A 20140-nucleotide genomic window follows, 5' to 3' on the forward strand; every position below is an offset into this window, starting at 1 on the left:
TCGGAAAGTACTTGACGATATGGAAAGTGGAAAGTACTTTCCTGATTGGAAACCTAAGTGAGGAGTCAGATGAGCGTCTCACCCGAGGATGCCGCCCGTGCCCTGTCGGACATCCACGCCACCCAGGCCCGCGCGATCCGGTCCGAACCGTTCTTCCCCACCTGGTTCGTCACCGGGGTGGCCCTGTTCGCCACCGGTGTCTCCTTCCTCTCCGAACCCGGAACCCCGCCCCTGACGACCGGCGTCGGCGTCGTGGTGCTGACGGCCGCGCTCGTCGCGATGGTGTTCGGGCTCGCGCGTGGCGGGCGGATGCGCGCCCACCGCAGCCTGATCACGCGCACGGCCATGACCGGTTATCTCTGCTGGGTCCTGGCGAGCGTGGCGGTCGCCCTGCTGGTCGCCCTTCCCCTGGGCACGCGAGAGGTCGCCTACGCCGGGACCTACGGATGCCTGGCGATGACCGCCTTCATGACCGCGACCAGCCCGCTCGTCGCCCGCTGGATCTCGCGGCGCATCGCCGGGGCGATCCACGAAGGCGACCGATGAAGCTCGATCCGGCCATCCACGCCCCCACCCGGTTGCAGGTCGTCTCCGTTCTGGCCGCCGCTGAGGAGGCCGAGTTCGGGTTCGTCCGCGACCAGGTGGGGGTGAGCGACTCGGTGCTGTCCAAGCACGCGAGCGCCCTGGAGGCGATCGGGTACGTCGAGATCCGCAAGGGGTACGTGGGCAAGCGCCCCAGGACCTGGCTCAGGCTCTCGGCCGAGGGACGGCGGGCCTACCTCGCCCACGTCGCCGCACTGCAGGCCATCATCGCCCGGTCCGGGGTCGGTCTCACCATCGGAGAGCGCTGACGTCCTCCCTCGCCGTGCCGGCGGGGGAGAAATGGTGATTCATGCGTATCACCTCCCGGGAAACGCGCGCCGACGTAGTCTCGGGATCATGAAGCGTGCCGTTGTCCTGCTGCTCGCGGTCGCCTGCGCCACCGGTACCGCCGCCGCCGTGGGTGTGGTGAGGGGCGGGGCCGCGCTGGAGGACCTCGCCGTGTCGCAGATGATGCCCGAATCAGTGTTCCCCCGGTGCACCGACGACGACGAGCGTCTCACCACGGCCTTCACGACGCTCGGCGTCCTGGACGCGCATCCGGAGGGGGCGACGCCGTACGGGAACCGGGACGGGGGATGCGACGACGACGACCGGCTCTCCTACGCCGGCCGGTCCTACCGGCTGTCCGCCCCGCGCGCCGATCTGCCGTCCTTCTACCAGGAGGCGGGGGCCAGGGACGGCTGGAGGCCGGTACCGGTGCCGCCGCCGGAGCGGAAGGGGGACGACGTGGCGTGGCTCTGTCTCACCAAGGTGATCAACGACCGGAAGGCCTATCTCTCGGTGTCCCGCCTGGACGGGGCGGAGGGGAAGGCGGACGACGGATACTACGTGCGGGTCGTCTCCGGCCCCAGCGGGAGCAATCTGTGCTGAGGGGCGCCGTCACCGCCGGGGGAAGGACGGGAGCGCGTGCGGGAACCCCGAGGTGTGCCAGGTGGCGCCCGAGGTCGTGACCGCGAAGGCCTCCACCCCGTCGAGCCGTTCGACCCACCGGCGGGCCGCGCTCCCCATGGCGAAGGCGGCCGTGGCGTACGCGTCGACCAGGGTCAGGCTCTCGCCGACCAGGGTGATCGAGGCCAGTTCCGTGGCGGGGCGGCCGGTGAGCGGGTCGAGGATGTGCGGCCCGCGTTCGGCGGTGCCCGAGGTCGCCACGGCGAGGTCGCGCCCGGCGACCACGGCCGCCAGGCCGCCCGGCCGCAGCGGGTGGGCGACGCCGACCCGCCAGGGGTGACCGGGGGCGGAGGATCCGGCGAGCCGGACGTCGCCGCCGCCGTTCACGCAGTGGTTCACCGCTCCCGCCCGGGTGAGGATGAGCGACGCCCGCTCGACGGCCCAGCCCTTCACGAGTCCGGAGGGGTCCAGTCGTCCCCCGGGGCGCGCCGTGAAGTATCCGCCGGAGACCTCGGTCACCGACTCGCACAGGTCGAGGACGTGCGTGATCTCCGGCGGGCAGTCGGCCAGGCCGATCTCGCCCCTGCCCAGCCGGCTGACGGGGCTGTCCGGCCGGTACGTCGAGAAGATCTCGTCGACGCGATGCAGCCACGCCACAGCCTCGGAGACGGCCTCGGAGACGGCGTCGGCGGGGGCGAGGGTCTCCCGCCCCGTGCCGGAGGGAAGCCGTACGTCGAAGGAGAAGACCGTGCCCATGACGTGCTCGACGTGACGCATCACCACGTTCCTCCAGCATGGACGCCCCGTCCTTCAGGGCGGGGAGGAAATGCGGAACGGTCCCTCATGGTGTTCTCCGGACATGCTCGGCGGGGATTGTCATGGTGATCGGGCCGGAGATAGCCAAGCCGGCATCGCAGGACCGCCCCAGGGCATGGGGTGGCAGCGCGGGGAGCCCGCCGGCCACTGGGCGGGGCCGTGAACCGCGAACCACCCGGCTTCGGCCGGGAATCCCGGTCCTTTCGGGGCCGGGAGGATGTCAAAGACCGGCCTTGTCGAGGGCGCTCTGCAGGGAGCGGATGTATCCCTCGCTGGTGTAGGTGGCGCCGGAGACGGTGTCGATCCGGGCGGACTGCGCCGACAGCGCCTCCTCGTTCAGGATCGGGAGTGCCTGGTCGTTGATGGCGATGTCCCGGTGGTTGTGGTCCGGGGCCTGGAGCACCTTGATGCCGGTCACGGTGCCGCCGGAGAGCACGAGCTCCACCTGCACGGGGCCCCAGCGCGTGTCGGCCGGGTTCCCGGTGGCCACCTTCTCGCCGGTCGCGGCGCCCGCAGCGGCGCCCGCGCCCGTCCAGGTGCCCGAGTTCGCCGAGACCTGCCCGCCCCGCTCGCCCGGTCCGCCCTCCGGCAGGGGACCGCCGAAGCCGTCCCCGTCGCCGTCCTCGTCGTGGCCGCCTTCGAGTCCCCGGCCGTCATCGGAGACCCGGACGCCCGTGTTCCGGTCCGAGCCGTCCTGTGAGACGGCGGAGGGGCGGTCGGCCGACGCGGTGATCTCGTGGGGTTTGAAACCCAGCAGCAGCACCAGGCCGACGGCGGTGACGAGGACGGCGAATATCGCTCTGCGCATACGGGTTCCTCAGAACTCGAAGGATTCGTGGTGGACGCGGCGCTTCGGCACCCCGGCCGCGCGGAGCGCGGAGACCACGTCGCGGGTCATGCCGGCGGGGCCGCACACGTAGACCTCGTGGCCGGGCAGGCCGGGGACCAGGCCGGTGAGCGCACCGGGGGTGAACGGGTCGCCGATCCGGCTGCGGGGGCCGACGAGGTAGTGCAGCGCCGCGCCCCGCCGGGCGGAGATCGCCTCCAGCTCCGTCCGGAACACCAGGTCCTCGGCGCTGCGGGCCCGGTAGAGGAGGGTGAGGTCGCCGGGCGCGGCCGGGATCGACTCGAACAGCGCGCGCAGCGGGGTGATCCCCACCCCTCCCGCGATGAGCAGCACCTTGCGTCCCGCGTGACGTTCTCCGCGGCGTTCTCCGCGGCGTTCTCTGCGGCGTTCTCCGCGGCGGCCCGAGGCTCCCGAGGTGAAGGCGCCGTAGGGGCCCTCGGCGACGACCCGGGTGCCGGGGCGCAGGTCCGCGAGCAGGCGGCTCTGGTCGCCCAGGTCCTTCACCGTGATCCGCAGCTCGCCGGGCCGGGGGACGGCGGACAGCGAGTAGGGGTTGGGGGACCACCACAGGCTCTGGGTGAGGAACCGCCACCGGAAGAACTGGCCGGGTTCGGCCCCCAGCTCGTCGAGGCGGCGTCCCGAGATGTGGACGGAGACGACCCCGGGTCCCTCGTGCACGACGTGGCTCACCCTGAGCCGGTGCCGGAGGGCCCGCCGTACCGGGGTGAGGAACCGGTACCAGACGAGCACCGCCGCGACCCCGAGGTAGAGGGCGTACCAGGCCACCCGGGCGGCCTGGGCGCCCACGAACTCGTTACCGGTCGACAGTTGGTGCCCGAACGCCAGCCAGGCCGCGAGATAGGTGTAGAAGTGCAGGTGGAACCAGGTCTCGTAGCGCAGCCGGGGCCGGACGGCGCGGGCCGAGACGACGCCGACGCCGACCAGGAGCAGCACCGCCACGGTGGCCTGGAGCACGTCCGGATAGGAGAGGTTCAGCGTCACCGTCTCGCTCACCACGTCGGTGGCGTCGGCCACCGCGTAGCCCCAGATGGTCAGCAGCGTGTGCGCGACGGCCAGCCCGACGACGTACCGCCCGCCCATGGAGTGCCAGCGGGCGAGCTTGTCGGCCCCGATCCCGCGCTCCAGCGCGGGGACGCGGGCCATCAGCGCGAGCAGGACCGCGATCGCGTACCCGGCCAGGAGTCCCGTGATCCGACCGGCTCCGATCAGCCAGCCGTCCGGCCCGGAGACGTCGGCCGTGTTCACCCACCACAGACCCAGTACGGCGAGCCCGCCCGCGGCGATGACCGGCAGGACGGCCGCCGGACGGGCACGGGTGCCTCCCCGGGGGACGTCCCGCTGCCGATCGGTGACGGGGCCGGCGAGGGCGGTGCTCACGGGGTGTCTCCTTTCGTCGATCCGTGAGTCACAGTGGCAGCCGAACTTCTCGTTTCCCTATGAAAAGGGGCATACCTCGACAGTTCATAGGATTCTCAGAGGTGCTTCAGAGGGTCCGCATCGAGGACGGAGGGATCCTGATACCACCATGCGTGTGACTTCCCGTGATCTCCCCGAACTGCTCCGCCCGGACGGCACCCCCGTCCGCGTGCTCGTCGTCGACGACGAGCCCGATCTCGTCGAGGTGCTCGGCGCGGTGCTCCGCTACGAGGGCTGGGAGGTGCGCACCGCCGCCGACGGCGCCGCCGCGGTGAGCGTGGCCCGCGAGTTCCGCCCCGACGCCGTGCTTCTCGACGTCATGCTGCCCGACATCGACGGCATCGAGGTGCTGCGCCGTCTGCGCGCGGAGGCGCCGCACGTGTGCGTGCTGTTCCTGACCGCCAGGGACGCCGTGGAGGACCGGATCGCCGGGATAACCGCGGGCGGCGACGACTACGTGACCAAGCCGTTCAGCCTGGACGAGGTTCTCGCCCGGCTGCGCGGCCTGCTGCGCCGCTCCGGCATGGCCAGGACCGCCAGGGCCTCGGAGGCGGCCCGGCTGGTCGTGGGGGACCTGGTGATGGACGAGGACGCGCGGGAGGTGACCCGGGGCGGCGAGCTGGTGGAGCTCACCCCGACCGAGTTCGAGCTGCTGCGCCTGCTCATGCGCAACCCGCGCAAGGTGCTCAGCAAGGCCCAGATCCTCGAACGGGTCTGGTCCTACGACTTCGGCGGCCAGGCCCATGTCGTCGAGCTGTACATCAGCTACCTGCGCAAGAAGATCGACGCGGGACGCCCGCCGCTGATCCATACGGTGCGGGGCGTGGGATACGTCCTCAAACCATGAGACCGCGCACGCTCCGCGCCCGGTTGGTGGCAGGCGTGCTGGTCCTGCTCGCGTTCGCCTGCGCCACGATCGGCGTGGCCGCCTCCCTGGTGCTGGAACGCTTCATGGTGGAGCGGCTGGACCAGCAGTTGTCCATGACGGTCGGGAGGTTCGCCGCCAGCCTGGAGCACGGGGAGGGCAACGCCCGGCGCGCCGACAGCCGCGGGCAGTCCGTCGGCACCCTGGGCGTCCGCTTCGCGGGCGGACGGGTGACCGACGCCGCCGTGGTGGCCTCGACCACCGTGGACAACACCGGCCTCACCCTCTCCGACGCCGACGCCGCCGTCCTGGCCGCCGTTCCGGTGGACGGATGCGGCCACACCGTGGAGCTGTCCGCGCTGGACGACTACCGCGTCATGTCGATCACGGGGGCCGACGGCGACGTCCTCATCACCGGGCTCCCGCTGGAGGGCGTCAACGCCACGGTGCACCGCCTCCAGTTCGGCGAGGCGGTGGTGTTCGCCGTCGTCATGACGGTCGCCGGGGTGGCCGGAGCGATCTGGGTGCGGCTGTCCCTGCGTCCGCTGGAACGGGTGGCGGCCACCGCCCGGCGGGTCAGCACGCTTCCGCTCTCCAGCGGTGAGGTGGCGCTGCCGGATCGGGTGCCGGACGAGGACCCGCGGACCGAGATAGGCCAGGTGGGGGCGGCGTTCAACCGCATGCTCGGCCACGTGGGGGAGGCCCTCGCCCGCCGCCACGCCAGCGAGCAGCGGATGCGGACCTTCGCCGCCGACGCCGGCCACGAGCTGCGCACCCCCCTCGCGACCATCCGCGCTCACGTCGAACTGGCCCGCCGCAATCCCGGCGACGTGCCGGAGGAGGTGGCGCACGCCCTGGAGCGGATCGACGCGGAGTCCTCCCGCATGGGCACGCTCGTCGACGACCTGCTGTTGCTCGCCAGGCTCGACGCGGGCAGGCCGCTAGCCCGCGACCAGGTGGACCTGACCCGCTTGGTGATCGACGCGACCGGTGACGCGCGCGTCTCCGGGCCGGGACACCACTGGCGGCTGGAACTCCCGGAGGAGCCCGTCACGTTGGTCGGCGACGCGGACCGGCTCTACCAGGTGGTCGTCAACCTGCTGGGCAACGCACGCGCGCACACCCCGCCGGGCACCACGGTCACCGCCTCCGTGCGCGTTCCCGATCCCGGGAGGGCGGAGCTGACCGTGACCGACGACGGGCCCGGCATCCCCGAGGAGCTCCAGGGGGAGATCTTCGAACGGTTCGTCCGGGCCGACAAGGCACGCTCGCGCGCCCTGGGCGGCAGCGGCCTCGGGCTCGCCATCGTCAAGGCCGTGGTCGCCGCGCACGTCGGCACGACGGCCGTGGAGAGCCGCCCCGGCCGTACCGTCTTCCGGGTGACGCTTCCCATCTCCGGGTGACGTCTCCCGTGGTGCCACCCGTCATGGCACTACAGGTGGAGTAGTCTCAATCGGGATGCGACAGAACCAGGCGAGACGGGCCGCGCTGCTCGACGCCGCCATCGACGTGCTGGCCCGCGAGGGAGCGCGCGGGCTGACCTTCCGCGCCGTGGACGTCCAGGCCGGGGTGCCCGGCGGTACGGCGTCCAACTACTTCGCCAACCGGGACGACCTGCTCACCCAGGCGGGCGCGCGCATCTACGAGCGCCTGGAGCCGGACGCCGTGACCCTGGCCCGGAGCCTGGAGGGCCCCCGCGACCGCGAGCGGGTGGCCCAGCTCATGCACGACCTGGTCGGCCGGATCACCACCTACCGCACCGGCTATCTCGCCCTGCTGGAGCTGCGCCTGGAGGCGACCCGCAGGCCCGGCCTGCGCGCCGTGCTCACCCCCCGGATCAGGGCGGACGTCGACGCCAACGTGAACTACCACCTGAGCTCCGGCCTGCCCGGCGACGCCACGGCGGTCAAGTTGCTCTACATGGCCGTGAACTGGCTGATCGTGGAGCGGCTCACGCTGCCCGACGTCTTCGGAGACGAGGAACTGCACGACCTGGTCGAGCGCGCGGTCGAGCGCCTCGTCCCGGAAAGCCGCCCGGAGCGGTAGGGCGAAGCCCGGTGCGGCTCGGGGGCTCCGGCGCGTCGCCGGGTAAGCCCGAACCCGTGTCCGCCCCGAAACCGCCCGGTCCGCCACGGCTGAGGTTGACCTGATCCGTCCGGTGCGCGGTGGGTACGGCCCTCGCCAGGGCGGACGGGGGCGATCTAGCGTGATGGCCGTGAGTGAGGAAGAGACCGGCACGGGCCGGGTGGTCGTCCTGGTCCTGCCGGAGGTGAACCTGCTGGATCTCGGAGGTCCCGTGCAGGTCTTCGACGCGGCGGCGGGGCTGGGCGCCGGGTACCGGCTGGAGTTCGTGGCCGACGCCGAGGAGGCGGTCTCCGCGCAGGGGATCCGGCTGGCCGGGCTCGGTGCCCTGCCGCCGACCGGCGCCGGTGACCTGGTGCTGGTGCCGGGGCCTCGGCTGAGGTCTCCCGGGCCCGGTGCGCCGCTGGTGCCGGGGGCGGTCGTCGAGTGGCTGCGCGCCGTACGGCGGAGCGGGGCCCGGCTGGCGTCGGTGTGCACCGGCGCGGCGGCGCTGGGCGAGGCGGGACTGCTGGACGGCCGCCGGTGCACCACGCACTGGTCACTGGTCGAGGCGATGCGGCGGCGGTATCCGGCGGCCCGGGTCCTGGACGGAGTGTTGTACGTTCACGACGGCCCGGTGAGCACCAGCGCCGGGATCTCGGCAGGGATCGACCTGGCGCTGTCGCTGGTCGAACGCGACCACGGCCCCGAGATCACCGCCGCGGTCGCCAGGGAACTGGTGGTCTACATGCGTCGTGACGGCTCGGCCGCCCAGATCAGCCCCTTCCTCCAGTACCGCTCGCACCTGCATCCGGCCGTCCACCGTGTGCAGGACCACCTCGCCCAGAACCTGGAAAGGCCGCACACCCTCACCGAACTGGCGGCCGTCGCCCATCTGTCCCCGCGCGGCCTGAGCAGGGCGTTCGGCGCCGCCATCGGAATGAGTCCCCTGGAGTACCGGCAGCGGCTGCGCCTGGAACGGGCCTTGACCCTGCTGACCGAGACGGACCTCGGCGTGGAGGGGGTGGCGGCCCGCTGCGGTTTCCGTGACGCGAGGCACCTGCGCCGGCTGTTCGCCGCGAGGTACGGAATGCCGCCGTCCGCGGCCCGCAAGCACGTCCGCTGACCGGCGGACGCCGGCGTTCCCCCTACCTTCCACCTACCTTTCCCCGGGCCTTCCCCCGGCCTTCCCCGGGCCTTTTCCCGGGCCGGGAGGCAGACCCGCCGACCGGCGGGCACCGGTGTCGCCCCCACCTTTCCCGGCCCGTGCCCCTCGCTCTGCCGCACCGCCGCGTGTCCCGCCCCCACCACGTCCCACACCGTCGCGCCGCCGTGCCCGTACGGCCGCGTCGCGATCTCGCCCTGCCGAGCCACCGCTCGACCAGGAACGTCTGAGAAGAGAGCCCTATGTCCGCTGCCCGCATCCACCCGGCCACATCGCGTGTGCTGCCGAGCCTCCTGCGCCGTGCTGGGCGTGCCCTGCCGGGGATCGTCCTGTTCCTGGTCACGTTGGGGGGAATCTGCGCCGCGGGCGTCGCGACCGCCATGGGCGAGAGCTACCCCGCGTTCGACCGGCCCCTCGGGGGCCCGTCGTCTCCCGGCCTGCCCCGGCCCAAGCCGATCCCCGGCGGTCGGATCACCGTCGCGGTGGTGGTCGGCGGCACCGGCTCGGTCACCGCGGACGTCCTCGCCCCCTATGAGGTCTTCTCCCGATCCGACCGGTTCGCCGTCTACACCGTCGCCGCCAGGCGGATCCCGGCCGCGCTCTCCGGCGGCCTGCACCTGCTGCCCGACCACACCCTGGACGAGATCGCCTCCGGGGCCCTCGCCGAACCGGACGTGGTGGTCGTGCCCGCGGTCGCCGATCCGGGAGGGGGCGCCGAGGCGCCGCTGCGCGCGTGGATCACGGCCAGGTTCCGGCACGGCGCCCGCGTCCTGGGGGTCTGCGCGGGGGCCGAGCTCCTCGCGGAGACCGGCCTGCTCGACGGGCGCCGGGCGACCTCCTTCTGGGCCAACCTCGATTCGCTTGAGCGGGCCTATCCGAGGACGCGCTGGGAGCGTGGCCAACGCTACGTCGAGGACGGCGCGGTCATCACCACCGCCGGCGTCACCTCCGGTACCGTCGGGGCCCTGCGGCTGGTCGAAGCGCTCGCGGGGACCGCCGAGGCCCGGCGGATCGGCGCCGGACTCCACTATCCCGGCTGGACCCCGGACGGTCCGACCGCGATCACCGCCAATCACCTCGCCCCGTCCGACCTGCCCTACGTCCTGAACGCCGCCTTCCCGTGGCTGCGTCCCACGGTCGGCATCGGGCTGGTCGACGGGGTGGGGGAGATCGACGTCGCGGCCGCGTTCGAGGTCTACTCCGGGGTCTCCTTCGCCGCCCGTGCGATCCCGGTCGGTGCGACCGGAACGGTCACGACCCGGCACGGCGTGGTCCTGCTCACCGAGCCCGCGGGCGGGACCGTGCCGAATCCGGCGCGGTTCCTGATCCCCGGTGTGCGGAGCGTGAGTGATGCCGGACCGGTCCTGACGCGCTGGGCGTCGAGCCGCGGCCTCACTCCGCGCCTGCCCGGGGGCGGCCGGAGGGACACCGAGTTCGGGTTCGACCCGGTGCTCCGCGACCTCGCCGCCGACGCCGACGCGGCCACGGCCAGGAGCACGGCCAAGTTCTCCGAATATCCGGCCGGGCACCTGGTGCTGGGGGGCGCCTCCTGGCCCTGGCGGCCGACCGCGCTCCTCGCCGCCGCCCTGGCCGTCTCGGCGGGGGCGGGCCTGCTGCCCGCGGCCGTACGGCATTCGCTCACCCGTCGCGCCGCGGCCTCGGCGGCGCCATGACCATGATCAGGTCATCGATCAGGTCATCGGGCTCGGGATCCTTCGCGACCGACGACCTTGTCCCGCCCGATGTCGCCGCCGATGGCGGCAAGGCCGGGGACGCGCGGTCCGGAGGCCGAAAGGGCGGTCAGTCCTTCCGGGGGCCGGTGTCCCGTCTGGCGGGGGTCCGGCGGTCGGCCTCGTCGGCCAGCTGGTCCTCCACGATCGCGCACCAGCGATGCCACCGGGCCAGGTCGAGGTGCTCGTCCACATCTCCCACCCCGGCCCTGGCCATGAGCTCGTGGTTGGTCGCCGCGGACTCGTGCGCGTCGACCAGGGCGTGGTGGCCGTGATTGGCGAGTGCCTCGCTCACCGCCAGGTTCACGGCTATCTCCCCCATCGTCCTGGGCCGCCCAAGAGGCTTGTCCTCGGCGCCGCCCTCACGGGATCCGTGGCTCTCAGACTCGTCACTCATACAGCCTGAGTGCCCACACGTTCGTGGAACTATCTGGGAACTTCGGTGGGATATGAGGGCTTACGGCAGCTTCCGGGGCACGCGGTACCGCCCGCCGCCGGCCCCCGCAGGGCCTTCGCGTCCCCGGGGTGTCCTCCCTGGGCCGCCGGGCTTTTCCGGCTTTCCACCAGGAAATACTCTGCCCGCATGATTGAAGTGAAACTGCGTGGCTGGCGGCCCGACGACGCCGGGGTCGTGATCGACGCGTTCGGGTCGCCGGACATGGCGGAGCAGGCCGCGCGGCCGATCGACACGCCCAGGGCGGCGCTGGAGTGGATGGGGATGTGGGGTTTCCGGGACGACGCCCAGGCCTTCGCGGTCGTGGTCGGCGGCCAGGTCGTGGGGAACGTCGCGGTGAGCAACATCGACTCGCACGACACCGGCTGGGTGTCCTACTGGACGGCGGCGCACGCCAGGGGGCGGGGGGTGGCCGTGGCGGCGGTCCTGAAGCTGGCGGACTGGGCTTTCAGGGAGCGGGGGCTGTTCCGCCTCGAACTGGGACACCGGCTGAACAACACGGCCTCCTGCGCGGTGGCGACCAGGGCGGGCTTCCTGCTCGAGGGGGTCGAGCGGGCCAAGCTGAGGTACGGCGGCGTCCGGTACGACGTGGAGCGGCACGCCCGTCTGGCCACCGACTGACCGTCGACCGGCCGCCCGCCCGCGTGGCGGGAGGCGACGGGGTCGTCGTCCGGTCGTCGTCCGCCGGTCGCCCGGTCGTCACGCGGCCGTCATTCGATCGCGGTCCGGTAGTCCTTGGGAAAGAACGGGTCTTCGCGAGCCATCCCGACCCCCCGGGGTTTCCCGTTTTTCCTGACGGTAGAGTGGCCAAAGCTCATATTTCTTCAAGCGAGGAAGAGGACGGCGGCAAGGGGTGGCAAATTCGCCCCGCGTTCGGCGTTCAGGGCCATCCGCAACGCCCGTGCACTCCGAACACCTCTGGTTGAAAGCGATGAAGCCCCAGGGACAAAGGGGCGGCGATCAGAGGCGTGAGTGGTTCGTATTCAGTGAAATGTGGAGTTTCGCTATGAGTGGGAACCCGTACCGCCCGGAACGCGTCCCCATTGGTGAGAGGGGGAGACGAGCCATGGTGGACATCGTCACGGACATCGAGGGACTGATCCGGCCGGAGGCCGGCCTCGCGACACAGGCGGCACTGGCCCGCGGCGGGGAACTGGAGAGGGCCGACGCGGTGCAGGTGGTCCGCTTCAGCCGGCTTCAGGTCACCGCCGAGGTGGACGACGCGGCCGCCTGCGTGCAGTTCCAGGTCGTCGACGGAGCCCTGCGCTGGTACTGCACCTGCGATTCAGGGCGAAACGGGGTCTTCTGCGCGCACTGTGTCGCGACGGCCCAGGCGGTCGGCAGGAGGACCGCTCACTCGCCGGGGAGCAGGACCGACAGGAACGCCTCTCCCGCGGTGTCGTCGGCGACGGCGTCGGTGAGCACGGTCCGGATCGCCTCGTAGGCCGCGCGGTCGGTGGTCCGCAGTATCCCCGAGCGTGACCAGACCAGCACGTGCTCTCCGGCGGGCAGCCAGGCCAGGTCGGTCAGGCAGTCGTAGAGCGCGTCGAGGTTGTGCCCGAAGTAGTCGGGAAACGACAGCGCCGCGGCGATCGCGGACATGGCCTCGGCGGAGGTGGTGATCTCCGAGCCGTCGATCCGGTGGACGAAGGTCCCGCTCCGCGGGGCCCCGCCGGTTTCCGCGGCCGCGGTGGTGCCCGCGGCTCCCACGACCCGCACCGCCTCGGTGGTCTCCGGCGCGTCCTCGGCCTTCGCCGCCCCGAGCACGGTCTCCGAGAGCTCCGCGCTCCGCGTGCCCTCCCCGGGCGTCGTGCCCCCGGAGACCCCCGCGGTTCCCGTGGCCCCCGTGGCCCCTCCGGCCCCTGCAGTGGCCTCCAGTGCCCGCAGGGTTTCCCCGGCGTGCGGCCCTTCTTCGAACGTTCCCCTGGGCACCGCCGATCACCTCCGCACGTCGACGGCGACGAAGGACCGGTAGTGGTCGCCGGTGTAGTAGATCTCCTCGGTCCCGCCGCCGCTGATCAGCCGCCGCGCTCCCCGGTCGTGGCTGCCCGGGGTGGGGACGGTGTACTCGTGGTAGTAACCCCGGTTCCTGATCGGCAGGCGACGCTCCCGGTTCTGGAAGACCACGCCGTCGCGCGGGTAGGGGAACGGGCCGCCGCTGAGGATGAGTCGCCAGGTGGCGGCGGCCTCGGGGGGCAGCGCGGACAACGCCCTTACCGGCAGTGTCCCGGTCTTCGCCGGGGCGGGCCGGGGAGCGTCGGTGTCGCCGCCGGTGTCGCTGCCGGTGTCGCTGCCGGTGTCGCTGCCGGTGCCGGCCCCTGCGGACGGCGAGGCACGGCCGGTGACGCCTGGTCCCGCGGTCGTCGTGGACGAGGTGCGGGCGCTCGCGGCTTGGTCGGCGGGTGCGCACCCGGACAGCAGCAGCGCGGCGGGCAGTAGCAGAGCAGACAGAAAAGCGGCGATTCCCCGATGCGTCACCTGGCCAAGTTACCCGGGGGCGAACCAGGAAAAACGATCGGGTGTGTGTGATCAACGGCAAGGATTGGACAGGCATTGTCTAGTTGTCAGACAATGTGGGCATGAAGTTCGCCGTCATCGGAGCCGCCGTGCTCTGGGGCACCGCGGGCACCGCCGGACTGCTCGCCGCCGGGGTCGATCCGATCTCCCTGGCGGCAGCCCGTCTGGTGCTCGGCGGCCTCGTGCTCGTGGTCGCCGCCCGGCGGGTCCTGCCCCTGCTGCCCCGCCGGAGCCCGCTTCCGCTGGCCGCGGTCGCCGTGGCCGCCTACCAGCTCTGTTTCTTCGCGGCGGTCAGCCGGACGGGGGTGGCCGTCGGCACCGTGGTCGCCATCGGCAGCGGTCCCGTCTTCACCGGGCTGCTGTCCTGGCTGCTCGACCGCAGGCCGCCGACCCGGCGCTGGGCGGGGGCGACCGCGGTGGCCGTCGCGGGCTGTGCCGTACTGACCGGCGGGGGAGGCCAGGTGCGGCTGGACGGCGTCCTGATCGCGCTGTTCGGCGGTCTGCTCTACGCGTTCTACGCGGTGACGGCCGCCCGGGTGATCGGCGCGGGAGCCCCGTCCGACGGGGTGATGGCCGCGATGTTCGGCGGGGCCGCCGTCGTGATGTTCCCCGTCCTGCTGTGGACGGGCACCGCCTGGCTCACCGAACCGCGCGGCCTGCTCACCGCGGTCTACCTCGGCTGCGTGACCACCGCGCTGGCCTACGTCCTGTACGGCAGGGGCCTGCGCACCACCCCCGTCGCGACCGCGGCGACCCTCGCGCTGGCCGAGCCCGCGGTCGCCGCCCTGCTGGGTGTCGTGGTGCTCGGCGAACGGCTCACCCTCGTCTCGGCCTGCGGGCTGGTGCTGCTCGGCGCGAGCCTGGTCGTGGTGGCCCTGCCGGACCGCCGGGCGGCGGCGTTAGGGTCGTCGGCGTGACCATCCCGCTCCGTCCCGTCTCCGCCGTCTCCGCCCTCGCCGACGCCCTGCGCACGCGGGTGCTCTCCGGCGAGATGGCCCCGGGCACCGCGCTGCCGGAACAGGAACTGTCGGCCCTGTACGGGGTGGCCCGCCCGACCGTCAGGGAGGCGCTGGCCGTGCTCGTCCACGAGGGGCTGCTCAGGCGCGAACGCCACCGCAGCGCCCAGGTGGCCGAGGTGACCGTGGCCGACCTGGAGGACCTGATGTTCGTCAGGCGCCCCCTGGAGGACCTGATGGCCACCACGCTCGCCGGGCGGCGGGTCGAGGGGGCCGACCTGGCGCTGGCGCGGATGGCCGCGCTGCCGGGCGACGCCCCCTGGGCCGACGTGGTGGCCGAGCACATGGCGCTGCACCAGGCACTGATCGTGGCGGTCGGGAGTCCCCGCCTTGAGCGGCTCTACTCCGCGCTGGCCGCCGAGACGCGGCTCGGCCTGGTGCGGCTGCGCGCCGTCTACACCGACAGGGAGGTGCTGGTGGCCGAGCACCGGGACCTGCTCGACGCGATCGGCGAGGGCCCCGGGGAGGCCGCCAGGCGGGCCGTGGCCGCGCACCTCGACCACGGCTGGGGCGAGTAGGGCCCTTCCGTCCCTCGGGGAGGGGTGACTGTCCGTCGCCGTTTGGTTTTTCACGGATACATGGGCTGTTCGTGTGACGTCATGGACCCGGTGAGGGATGACCGAAAGTATGCGCCGGGTGCCGACTTACGCACTTCTCTTGCACGCGATGCCCTGATGTCGTCACAATCGCGGCCATGCACGGCAATTCAGTGCCGGACTCCTACGTGTACGTCACCGAAGAAGGCGTGACCCGCCACTACGCGGACGGCAGCGTCGACGCCCTCGCGTGGGAGGACGTCGTCGAGGTGCGGGTGGTGGGTGATACGGACTCAGACATCCTGTACATCCTGCTCGACCGAGTCGGTGAGGTCTGTGTGGTGCCCGAGTCGGCGACCGACACCACCTTCCTCGCCCGGCTCCGCTACCTGCCGGATTTCGACGTGGACCGGCTCGGCGAGGCGGTCGAGACCGTCGGCGACGGCTACGTCGTCGTCTGGCGCAGCCCGGATCCGCCGTCCCCGCTGCCCGATTTCGAGTACGACTGATGGGCTTGGTCCGGACGCGGACCGGGTCGACAGGACGGTCGAACCTACACCTTTGGACCGTTCCGTCAAGATGCTCTCTCTGTACCTATTAGGCCAGTAGTGGACAGTTGGTCGGTATTCCCCTGTGGAAAGTTGATCACTAGGATTTCCATGGGTATCCACGCGCCTGGTGCATTCGGGAAAGCTGTCAACCAATGAAATGAGATGCGCGTCCCGTTACCTGGTAACGATGGGGCATCTGGGTGGGGTGGGGTATGAGAGTGGGGACAGAGGAGCCCGCCGCTGCGCTCCTCGATGATTCGGCACGGACCGCTCCAAGTATTTGGACACGGTCGTACGCCCGGATCCTTCTGGCCGGAGATCTCGCGTGCGCCGTCGTCGCGTGTGAGGCGGTTCTGGGGGTCCGGCTCTGGTTCGGTGCCTTCATCCCCAGGACGGAGGCGCTGTTCGGCCTGGGGCTAGCCCTGGCGTGGCCGCTGTTCCTGGCGGTCGGGGGCGCTTACCGCAAGCGTGCGCACGGCGAGGGAACGGAGGAGTTTCGGGCGGTTTTCGATGGCGGGGTGGGTTTGACGGCCGCTGTCGCAATTGGGGCTTATGCCACACAAACGCTGATCGCTCGTAGCTTTGTGATGGCGATGCTCCCCCTCGCCCTGGTGCTCACGATCATCTTCCGGTACCGGATGCGCAAACGGCTGCACCGGCGCCGCTCCCTGGGGGAGTACATGCGCCAGGTCGTCGCCGTCGGGCACCGCGAGTCGGTGCTCGATCTGGTGATGCAGCTGCGCAGGCAGCCCCACCACGGCATGACCGTCGCCGCCGCCTGTTTGCCTTCCGGGCCGGATTCCATGGACGTCGACGGGATCCCGGTGCTGGGGAGCTTCAGCGACGTCGCCGCGGTGGTCGCCAAGGTCGACGCGGACGCCGTGGCCATTCTGGCCTGCCCCGAGCTGGACGGCGTGGCACTGCGCCGGATCGCCTGGGGACTGGAGGACGCGCGTACCGACCTGTTCGTGGCGCCCGCGCTCATGGACGTGGCCGGCCCGCGCATCAGCATCCGCCCGGTGGCGGGGATGCCCCTGCTCCACGTGGAGCACCCCGAGTTCGACGGTGCCAAGCAGCTCGCCAAGAGCCTGTTCGACCGGGTCGGCGCGAGCATGGCCCTGCTTCTGCTGGCCGTACCCATGTTGGTCATCAGCGTGCTGATCCGCGTGACCAGCCCGGGGCCCGCGCTGTTCCGCCAGACCCGGGTGGGCAGGGGCGGCAGGGAGTTCGAGGTCGTGAAGTTCCGCACCATGGTCAACGACGCGGAACGGCTCAAAATCGCACTTCAGCAGCAGAACGAGTTCGACGGCGTGCTGTTCAAGATGAGGAACGATCCACGTATCACCCGCGTGGGAGCCTTCCTGCGCCGCTACTCCCTGGACGAGTTGCCGCAGTTGCTCAACGTGATCCGAGGGGAGATGTCGCTCGTCGGGCCACGCCCGCCGCTGCCCGACGAGGTCGAGCAGTACGGCGCCGACGTGCGCCGCCGCCTGGTCGTCAAGCCGGGCATGACCGGCCTGTGGCAGGTCAGCGGACGCTCCGACCTGAGCTGGGAGGAGTCGGTCCGCCTGGACCTGCGCTACGTCGAGAACTGGTCGCTCTTTCTGGACCTGCAGATCCTGTGGAAGACCTGGAGCGCCGTCACCGGTGGAGAAGGGGCCTACTAGCCGTGAAAGCTCTCGTGCTCGCCGGGGGGTCGGGCACCCGGCTCCGGCCGATCACCCACACTTCGGCCAAACAACTCGTTCCCGTCGCCAACAAGCCGGTGCTCTTCTACGGCCTGGAGGCCATCGCCGCCGCGGGGATCCGCGATATAGGGATCGTCGTCGGCGAGACGCAGGCCGAGATCGAGGCGGCCGTCGGTGACGGCTCCGCGCTCGGCCTGCAGGTGACCTACCTGCGGCAGCAGGCCCCGCTCGGGCTCGCCCACGCGGTGCTGATCGCCCGCGACTACCTGGGCGACGACGACTTCGTCATGTATCTCGGCGACAACTTCATCGTCGGCGGCATCGACGGCATCGTGGGCCGCTTCGCCCGTGACCGGCCCGCCGCGCAGATCATGCTCACCCAGGTCGGCGACCCCCGGCAGTTCGGCGTCGCCGAGCTCGACGCCGACGGGCGGGTGGTCGGGCTCGAGGAGAAGCCGTCCGTCCCCAAGAGCGACCTCGCACTCGTCGGCGTCTACCTGTTCACCCCCGCCATCCACCAGGCCGTGGCCGAGCTCAAGCCGTCGTGGCGGGGCGAGCTGGAGATCACCGACGCGATCCAGTGGCTGATCGAGCGTGGACACCGGATCGAGTCGACCACCATCTCCGGCTACTGGAAGGACACCGGCAACGTCACCGACATGCTCGAGGTCAACCGGCTGGTGCTGGAGTCCCTGGACGGCCGCCTCGACGGCCGGGTCGACGACGCCAGCGAGCTGATCGGCCGGGTGGTCGTCGAGGCCGGCGGAGTGGTCGAGCGGTCCCGCATCGTCGGCCCGGCGATCATCGGTGCGGGAGCGCGGATCGTCGACAGCTACATCGGCCCCTTCACCTCCATCGCGGCCGACTGCGTGGTCGACACCAGCGAGATCGAGTACTCGATCGTGCTGCCCAGGGCCTCGATCTCCGGGGTGTCACGGATCGAGGCCTCGCTCATCGGCCACGACGTCGAGGTCACCCCCGCCCCCAACACCCCCAGAGCCCACCGCCTCGTGCTGGGCGATCACAGCAAGGTGCAGATCAGCTCATGAAGGTCTTGGTCGTCGGCGGGGCCGGGTTCATCGGCTCCCACTACGTCCGCACGCTCAGCGCGGACGGCATCGCGGTGACGGTTCTCGACAAGCTCACCTACGCCGGCAATCCGGCGAACCTGGAGGGCTCGGCGCACGAGTTCGTGCTCGGCGACGTCTGCGACGCCGAACTCCTGGCCGAGGTGGTTCCCGGTCACGACGTCGTCGTCAACTTCGCGGCGGAATCCCACGTGGACCGGTCCATCGAGGGGGCCGGGGAGTTCGTCCGGACCAACGTGCTCGGCACCCAGACCCTGATGCAGGCGTGCCTGGAGGCGGGCACGCCGCGGGTGGTCCAGGTCTCGACCGACGAGGTCTACGGGTCGATCGACATCGGCTCGTGGAACGAGGACGCGCCGCTGCGCCCGCGCTCGCCGTACTCGGCGTCCAAGGCGGGCGGGGACATGATCGCCCGCGCCTACGCGGTCACCCACGGCCTGCCGGTGTCGATCACCCGCTGCGGCAACAACTACGGCCCCTACCAGTATCCGGAGAAGGTGGTCCCCCTCTTCGTCACCAACCTGCTCCAGGGGCGCAAGGTCCCGCTCTACGGCGACGGCGGCAACATCAGGGACTGGATCCACGTCGCCGACCACTGCGCGGGCATCCGGCTCGTCGCGGAGCGGGGCGAGCCGGGCGAGGTGTACCACATCGCCGGTACGGCCGAGCTGACCAACACCGAGCTCACCGCGCGGCTGCTGGAGGCCTGCGACGCGAGCTGGGACATGGTCGAGTACGTCGAGGACCGCAAGGGACACGACCGCCGCTACTCCCTGGACGACTCCCGGCTGCGCGCCCTCGGCTACCGTCCCTCGGTGCCGTTCGAGCGAGGCCTGGCCGCCACGGTCCGCTGGTACGTCGACAACCCGGACTGGTGGAAGGCCGCCCTGGGCGAGCGCGGCGGGCCCCCGGGAGCGGGCGGGCACGGCACGGGCGAGGGGCGGGACGGGGCCGAGGCGGCCGAGCCCGGCGAACCGGCCGGTGAGAACGGATGAGCCGGTGGCTGGTCACCGGCGCCTCCGGCATGCTCGCGGCCGAGGTGCTGGGCCGCCTGCGGGCCGAGGGGGAACAGGTCGTCGGGCTGCGCAGGGACGACCTCGACCTCCGTGACGGGCGGGCCGTACGCGACGCGGTGGCGGAGTGCGGGCCGGACGTCGTGGTGAACTGCGCGGCCTGGACGGCGGTCGACGACGCCGAGACGCACGAGGAGGAGGCGCTCGCCGTCAACGGGCACGGGGTGCGGGCGCTGGCCGAGGCGTGCGAGCGCGCCGGCGCGCGGCTGATCCAGCCCTCGACCGACTACGTCTTCGACGGGACCTCGCTGGACCCCTACCGCGAGGACGCGCCGACCTCGCCGATCAACGCCTACGGGCGCACCAAGCTCGCCGGTGAGCAGGCCGTGCTGGAGGTGCTGCCGGAGACCGGTTACGTGGTGCGGACCGCCTGGCTGTACGGCGCGGCCGGCCGGAACTTCGTCGCCACCATCGCCGGCCTGGAGAAGTCCAGGCCGGCCCTGGACGTCGTCGACGACCAGCACGGCCAGCCCACCTGGGCCGGTGACCTGGCCGGCTGGATCGTGGAGCTCGCGCGGGCGGCCCCCGAGGCCGGGGTCTACCACGCGACCGGTTCGGGCCGGGCGAGCTGGTACGACTTCGCGAGAGAGATCTTCACGCTGGTCGGCGCGGACCCGGGCCGGATCAACCCGGTCTCCTCGAAGGAGTTCCCGCGCCCGGCGCCGCGCCCGGCCTACAGCGTGCTCGGGCACGACCGCTGGAACCGGGCGGGGCTGCCGCCGATGCGGGACTGGCGAGAGGCGCTGCGGGAATCCGATGTGCTCCGTTGACGGCGACGCCCGCGGCGGCGCGGGCTTGGGCGCCG

At 71.9% G+C, this 20140-nt stretch carries 23 protein-coding genes; 17 read left to right on the top strand and 6 right to left on the bottom strand.

Annotated features, from left to right (window positions below; translation table 11 throughout):
- Nucleotides 1-69 precede the first annotated feature (69 nt).
- The 3 genes from AB0N02_RS24465 (at nucleotide 70) to AB0N02_RS24475 (ending at nucleotide 1473) form a co-directional block, all read left to right on the top strand.
- On the top strand, nucleotides 70-546 hold the full coding sequence (locus AB0N02_RS24465) for a hypothetical protein (RefSeq protein WP_363950626.1): 477 nt from the start codon (nucleotides 70-72) through the stop codon (nucleotides 544-546).
- Nucleotides 543-851 (top strand): transcriptional regulator, encoded by a 309-nt coding sequence (locus AB0N02_RS24470; protein ID WP_363950629.1) that lies wholly within the window; start codon nucleotides 543-545, stop codon nucleotides 849-851. Before AB0N02_RS24465 ends, AB0N02_RS24470 begins: the two co-directional genes overlap by 4 nt.
- Before the next feature lie 88 nt (nucleotides 852-939).
- A complete protein-coding gene (locus AB0N02_RS24475; protein WP_363950631.1) occupies nucleotides 940-1473 on the top strand; it encodes a hypothetical protein in 534 nt (177 codons plus the stop codon).
- A gap of 9 nt (nucleotides 1474-1482) precedes the next feature.
- Here AB0N02_RS24475 and AB0N02_RS24480 read toward each other — a convergent pair whose 3' ends face one another.
- The 3 genes from AB0N02_RS24480 to AB0N02_RS24490 form a co-directional block, all read right to left on the bottom strand.
- Nucleotides 1483-2268, bottom strand: coding sequence for an FAD:protein FMN transferase (locus AB0N02_RS24480; RefSeq protein ID WP_363950634.1), 786 nt, complete (start codon nucleotides 2266-2268; stop codon nucleotides 1483-1485).
- A gap of 259 nt (nucleotides 2269-2527) precedes the next feature.
- The gene (locus tag AB0N02_RS24485) at nucleotides 2528-3115 is read right to left on the bottom strand and encodes an FMN-binding protein (RefSeq protein WP_363950637.1); all 588 of its coding nucleotides are present in this window, start codon (nucleotides 3113-3115) and stop codon (nucleotides 2528-2530) included.
- A gap of 9 nt (nucleotides 3116-3124) precedes the next feature.
- Entirely contained in the window at nucleotides 3125-4552 is a 1428-nt protein-coding gene (locus tag AB0N02_RS24490; RefSeq protein ID WP_363950639.1) for a ferredoxin reductase family protein, read from the bottom strand.
- Between the two features lie 154 nt (nucleotides 4553-4706).
- Here AB0N02_RS24490 and AB0N02_RS24495 point away from each other — a divergent pair, with 154 nt between their 5' ends.
- From AB0N02_RS24495 to AB0N02_RS24515, 5 genes are all read left to right on the top strand, one after another.
- Nucleotides 4707-5438: a response regulator transcription factor gene (locus AB0N02_RS24495; RefSeq protein ID WP_363950642.1), complete on the top strand. Its 732-nt coding sequence runs from the start codon at nucleotides 4707-4709 to the stop codon at nucleotides 5436-5438.
- Entirely contained in the window at nucleotides 5435-6859 is a 1425-nt protein-coding gene (locus tag AB0N02_RS24500) for a HAMP domain-containing sensor histidine kinase (RefSeq protein WP_363950645.1), read from the top strand. The genes AB0N02_RS24495 and AB0N02_RS24500 overlap by 4 nt, the downstream gene beginning before the upstream one ends.
- A 55-nt stretch (nucleotides 6860-6914) precedes the next feature.
- A complete protein-coding gene (locus tag AB0N02_RS24505; protein WP_363950647.1) occupies nucleotides 6915-7502 on the top strand; it encodes a TetR family transcriptional regulator in 588 nt (195 codons plus the stop codon).
- A 169-nt stretch (nucleotides 7503-7671) separates the two neighbouring features.
- A complete protein-coding gene (locus AB0N02_RS24510) occupies nucleotides 7672-8643 on the top strand; it encodes a GlxA family transcriptional regulator (RefSeq protein WP_363950650.1) in 972 nt (323 codons plus the stop codon).
- A 281-nt stretch (nucleotides 8644-8924) separates the two neighbouring features.
- The gene (locus AB0N02_RS24515) at nucleotides 8925-10355 is read left to right on the top strand and encodes a DJ-1/PfpI family protein (protein ID WP_363950653.1); all 1431 of its coding nucleotides are present in this window, start codon (nucleotides 8925-8927) and stop codon (nucleotides 10353-10355) included.
- A 127-nt stretch (nucleotides 10356-10482) separates the two neighbouring features.
- On the opposite strand, the gene AB0N02_RS24520 is transcribed toward AB0N02_RS24515, so the two are convergent.
- Nucleotides 10483-10809: a hypothetical protein gene (locus AB0N02_RS24520; RefSeq protein ID WP_363950656.1), complete on the bottom strand. Its 327-nt coding sequence runs from the start codon at nucleotides 10807-10809 to the stop codon at nucleotides 10483-10485.
- Between the two features lie 186 nt (nucleotides 10810-10995).
- On the opposite strand from AB0N02_RS24520, the gene AB0N02_RS24525 reads away from it, so the two are divergent.
- Complete coding sequence (locus tag AB0N02_RS24525) at nucleotides 10996-11487, top strand: GNAT family N-acetyltransferase (RefSeq protein WP_363950658.1); 492 nt, start codon at nucleotides 10996-10998, stop codon at nucleotides 11485-11487.
- Nucleotides 11488-11932: 445 nt separating this feature from the next.
- Nucleotides 11933-12310, top strand: coding sequence for a hypothetical protein (locus AB0N02_RS24530; protein ID WP_363950661.1), 378 nt, complete (start codon nucleotides 11933-11935; stop codon nucleotides 12308-12310).
- Here the strand turns inward: AB0N02_RS24530 and AB0N02_RS24535 are convergent.
- Both AB0N02_RS24535 and AB0N02_RS24540 read right to left on the bottom strand, forming a co-directional pair.
- On the bottom strand, nucleotides 12220-12798 hold the full coding sequence (locus AB0N02_RS24535) for a barstar family protein (RefSeq protein ID WP_363950663.1): 579 nt from the start codon (nucleotides 12796-12798) through the stop codon (nucleotides 12220-12222). The two genes, AB0N02_RS24530 and AB0N02_RS24535, sit on opposite strands and share 91 nt — an antisense overlap.
- Before the next feature lie 6 nt (nucleotides 12799-12804).
- Complete coding sequence (locus tag AB0N02_RS24540; RefSeq protein WP_363950665.1) at nucleotides 12805-13344, bottom strand: ribonuclease domain-containing protein; 540 nt, start codon at nucleotides 13342-13344, stop codon at nucleotides 12805-12807.
- A 101-nt stretch (nucleotides 13345-13445) separates the two neighbouring features.
- Here AB0N02_RS24540 and AB0N02_RS24545 point away from each other — a divergent pair, with 101 nt between their 5' ends.
- The 7 genes from AB0N02_RS24545 (at nucleotide 13446) to rfbD (ending at nucleotide 20105) form a co-directional block, all read left to right on the top strand.
- A complete protein-coding gene (locus tag AB0N02_RS24545) occupies nucleotides 13446-14300 on the top strand; it encodes an EamA family transporter (RefSeq protein WP_363950668.1) in 855 nt (284 codons plus the stop codon).
- Complete coding sequence (locus AB0N02_RS24550) at nucleotides 14297-14917, top strand: GntR family transcriptional regulator (protein WP_363950671.1); 621 nt, start codon at nucleotides 14297-14299, stop codon at nucleotides 14915-14917. The genes AB0N02_RS24545 and AB0N02_RS24550 overlap by 4 nt, the downstream gene beginning before the upstream one ends.
- Nucleotides 14918-15093: 176 nt before the next feature.
- On the top strand, nucleotides 15094-15444 hold the full coding sequence (locus tag AB0N02_RS24555; protein ID WP_363950674.1) for a hypothetical protein: 351 nt from the start codon (nucleotides 15094-15096) through the stop codon (nucleotides 15442-15444).
- A 254-nt stretch (nucleotides 15445-15698) separates the two neighbouring features.
- Entirely contained in the window at nucleotides 15699-17153 is a 1455-nt protein-coding gene (locus AB0N02_RS24560; RefSeq protein ID WP_363950677.1) for a sugar transferase, read from the top strand.
- A gap of 2 nt (nucleotides 17154-17155) precedes the next feature.
- Entirely contained in the window at nucleotides 17156-18223 is a 1068-nt protein-coding gene (locus AB0N02_RS24565) for a glucose-1-phosphate thymidylyltransferase (protein WP_363950679.1), read from the top strand.
- On the top strand, nucleotides 18220-19257 hold the full coding sequence (gene rfbB, locus AB0N02_RS24570) for a dTDP-glucose 4,6-dehydratase (RefSeq protein WP_363950682.1): 1038 nt from the start codon (nucleotides 18220-18222) through the stop codon (nucleotides 19255-19257). The genes AB0N02_RS24565 and rfbB overlap by 4 nt, the downstream gene beginning before the upstream one ends.
- Nucleotides 19254-20105, top strand: a complete 852-nt coding sequence (gene rfbD / locus AB0N02_RS24575; protein ID WP_363950685.1) for a dTDP-4-dehydrorhamnose reductase — start codon at nucleotides 19254-19256, stop codon at nucleotides 20103-20105. Before rfbB ends, rfbD begins: the two co-directional genes overlap by 4 nt.
- The last annotated feature ends 35 nt before the right edge of the window (nucleotides 20106-20140 follow it).

The sequence above is a fragment of the Streptosporangium sp. NPDC051022 genome (genome assembly GCF_040683035.1).
Lineage (GTDB): Bacteria > Actinomycetota > Actinomycetes > Streptosporangiales > Streptosporangiaceae > Streptosporangium.

What these genes read in the sequence shown, in the direction of transcription:
- AB0N02_RS24475 (WP_363950631.1), top strand. Translation starts at nt 940, where the DNA reads ATGAAGCGTGCCGTTGTCCTGCTGCTCGCGGTCGCCTGCGCCACCGGT.
- AB0N02_RS24520 (WP_363950656.1), bottom strand. Translation starts at nt 10,809, where the DNA reads ATGAGTGACGAGTCTGAGAGCCACGGATCCCGTGAGGGCGGCGCCGAG.
- AB0N02_RS24530 (WP_363950661.1), top strand. Translation starts at nt 11,933, where the DNA reads ATGGTGGACATCGTCACGGACATCGAGGGACTGATCCGGCCGGAGGCC.
- rfbB (WP_363950682.1), top strand. Translation starts at nt 18,220, where the DNA reads ATGAAGGTCTTGGTCGTCGGCGGGGCCGGGTTCATCGGCTCCCACTAC.
- AB0N02_RS24505 (WP_363950647.1), top strand. Translation starts at nt 6,915, where the DNA reads ATGCGACAGAACCAGGCGAGACGGGCCGCGCTGCTCGACGCCGCCATC.
- AB0N02_RS24470 (WP_363950629.1), top strand. Translation starts at nt 543, where the DNA reads ATGAAGCTCGATCCGGCCATCCACGCCCCCACCCGGTTGCAGGTCGTC.
- AB0N02_RS24545 (WP_363950668.1), top strand. Translation starts at nt 13,446, where the DNA reads ATGAAGTTCGCCGTCATCGGAGCCGCCGTGCTCTGGGGCACCGCGGGC.
- AB0N02_RS24480 (WP_363950634.1), bottom strand. Translation starts at nt 2,268, where the DNA reads ATGCGTCACGTCGAGCACGTCATGGGCACGGTCTTCTCCTTCGACGTA.
- AB0N02_RS24485 (WP_363950637.1), bottom strand. Translation starts at nt 3,115, where the DNA reads ATGCGCAGAGCGATATTCGCCGTCCTCGTCACCGCCGTCGGCCTGGTG.
- AB0N02_RS24555 (WP_363950674.1), top strand. Translation starts at nt 15,094, where the DNA reads ATGCACGGCAATTCAGTGCCGGACTCCTACGTGTACGTCACCGAAGAA.
- AB0N02_RS24465 (WP_363950626.1), top strand. Translation starts at nt 70, where the DNA reads ATGAGCGTCTCACCCGAGGATGCCGCCCGTGCCCTGTCGGACATCCAC.
- AB0N02_RS24560 (WP_363950677.1), top strand. Translation starts at nt 15,699, where the DNA reads ATGAGAGTGGGGACAGAGGAGCCCGCCGCTGCGCTCCTCGATGATTCG.
- AB0N02_RS24525 (WP_363950658.1), top strand. Translation starts at nt 10,996, where the DNA reads ATGATTGAAGTGAAACTGCGTGGCTGGCGGCCCGACGACGCCGGGGTC.
- AB0N02_RS24500 (WP_363950645.1), top strand. Translation starts at nt 5,435, where the DNA reads ATGAGACCGCGCACGCTCCGCGCCCGGTTGGTGGCAGGCGTGCTGGTC.
- rfbD (WP_363950685.1), top strand. Translation starts at nt 19,254, where the DNA reads ATGAGCCGGTGGCTGGTCACCGGCGCCTCCGGCATGCTCGCGGCCGAG.
- AB0N02_RS24515 (WP_363950653.1), top strand. Translation starts at nt 8,925, where the DNA reads ATGTCCGCTGCCCGCATCCACCCGGCCACATCGCGTGTGCTGCCGAGC.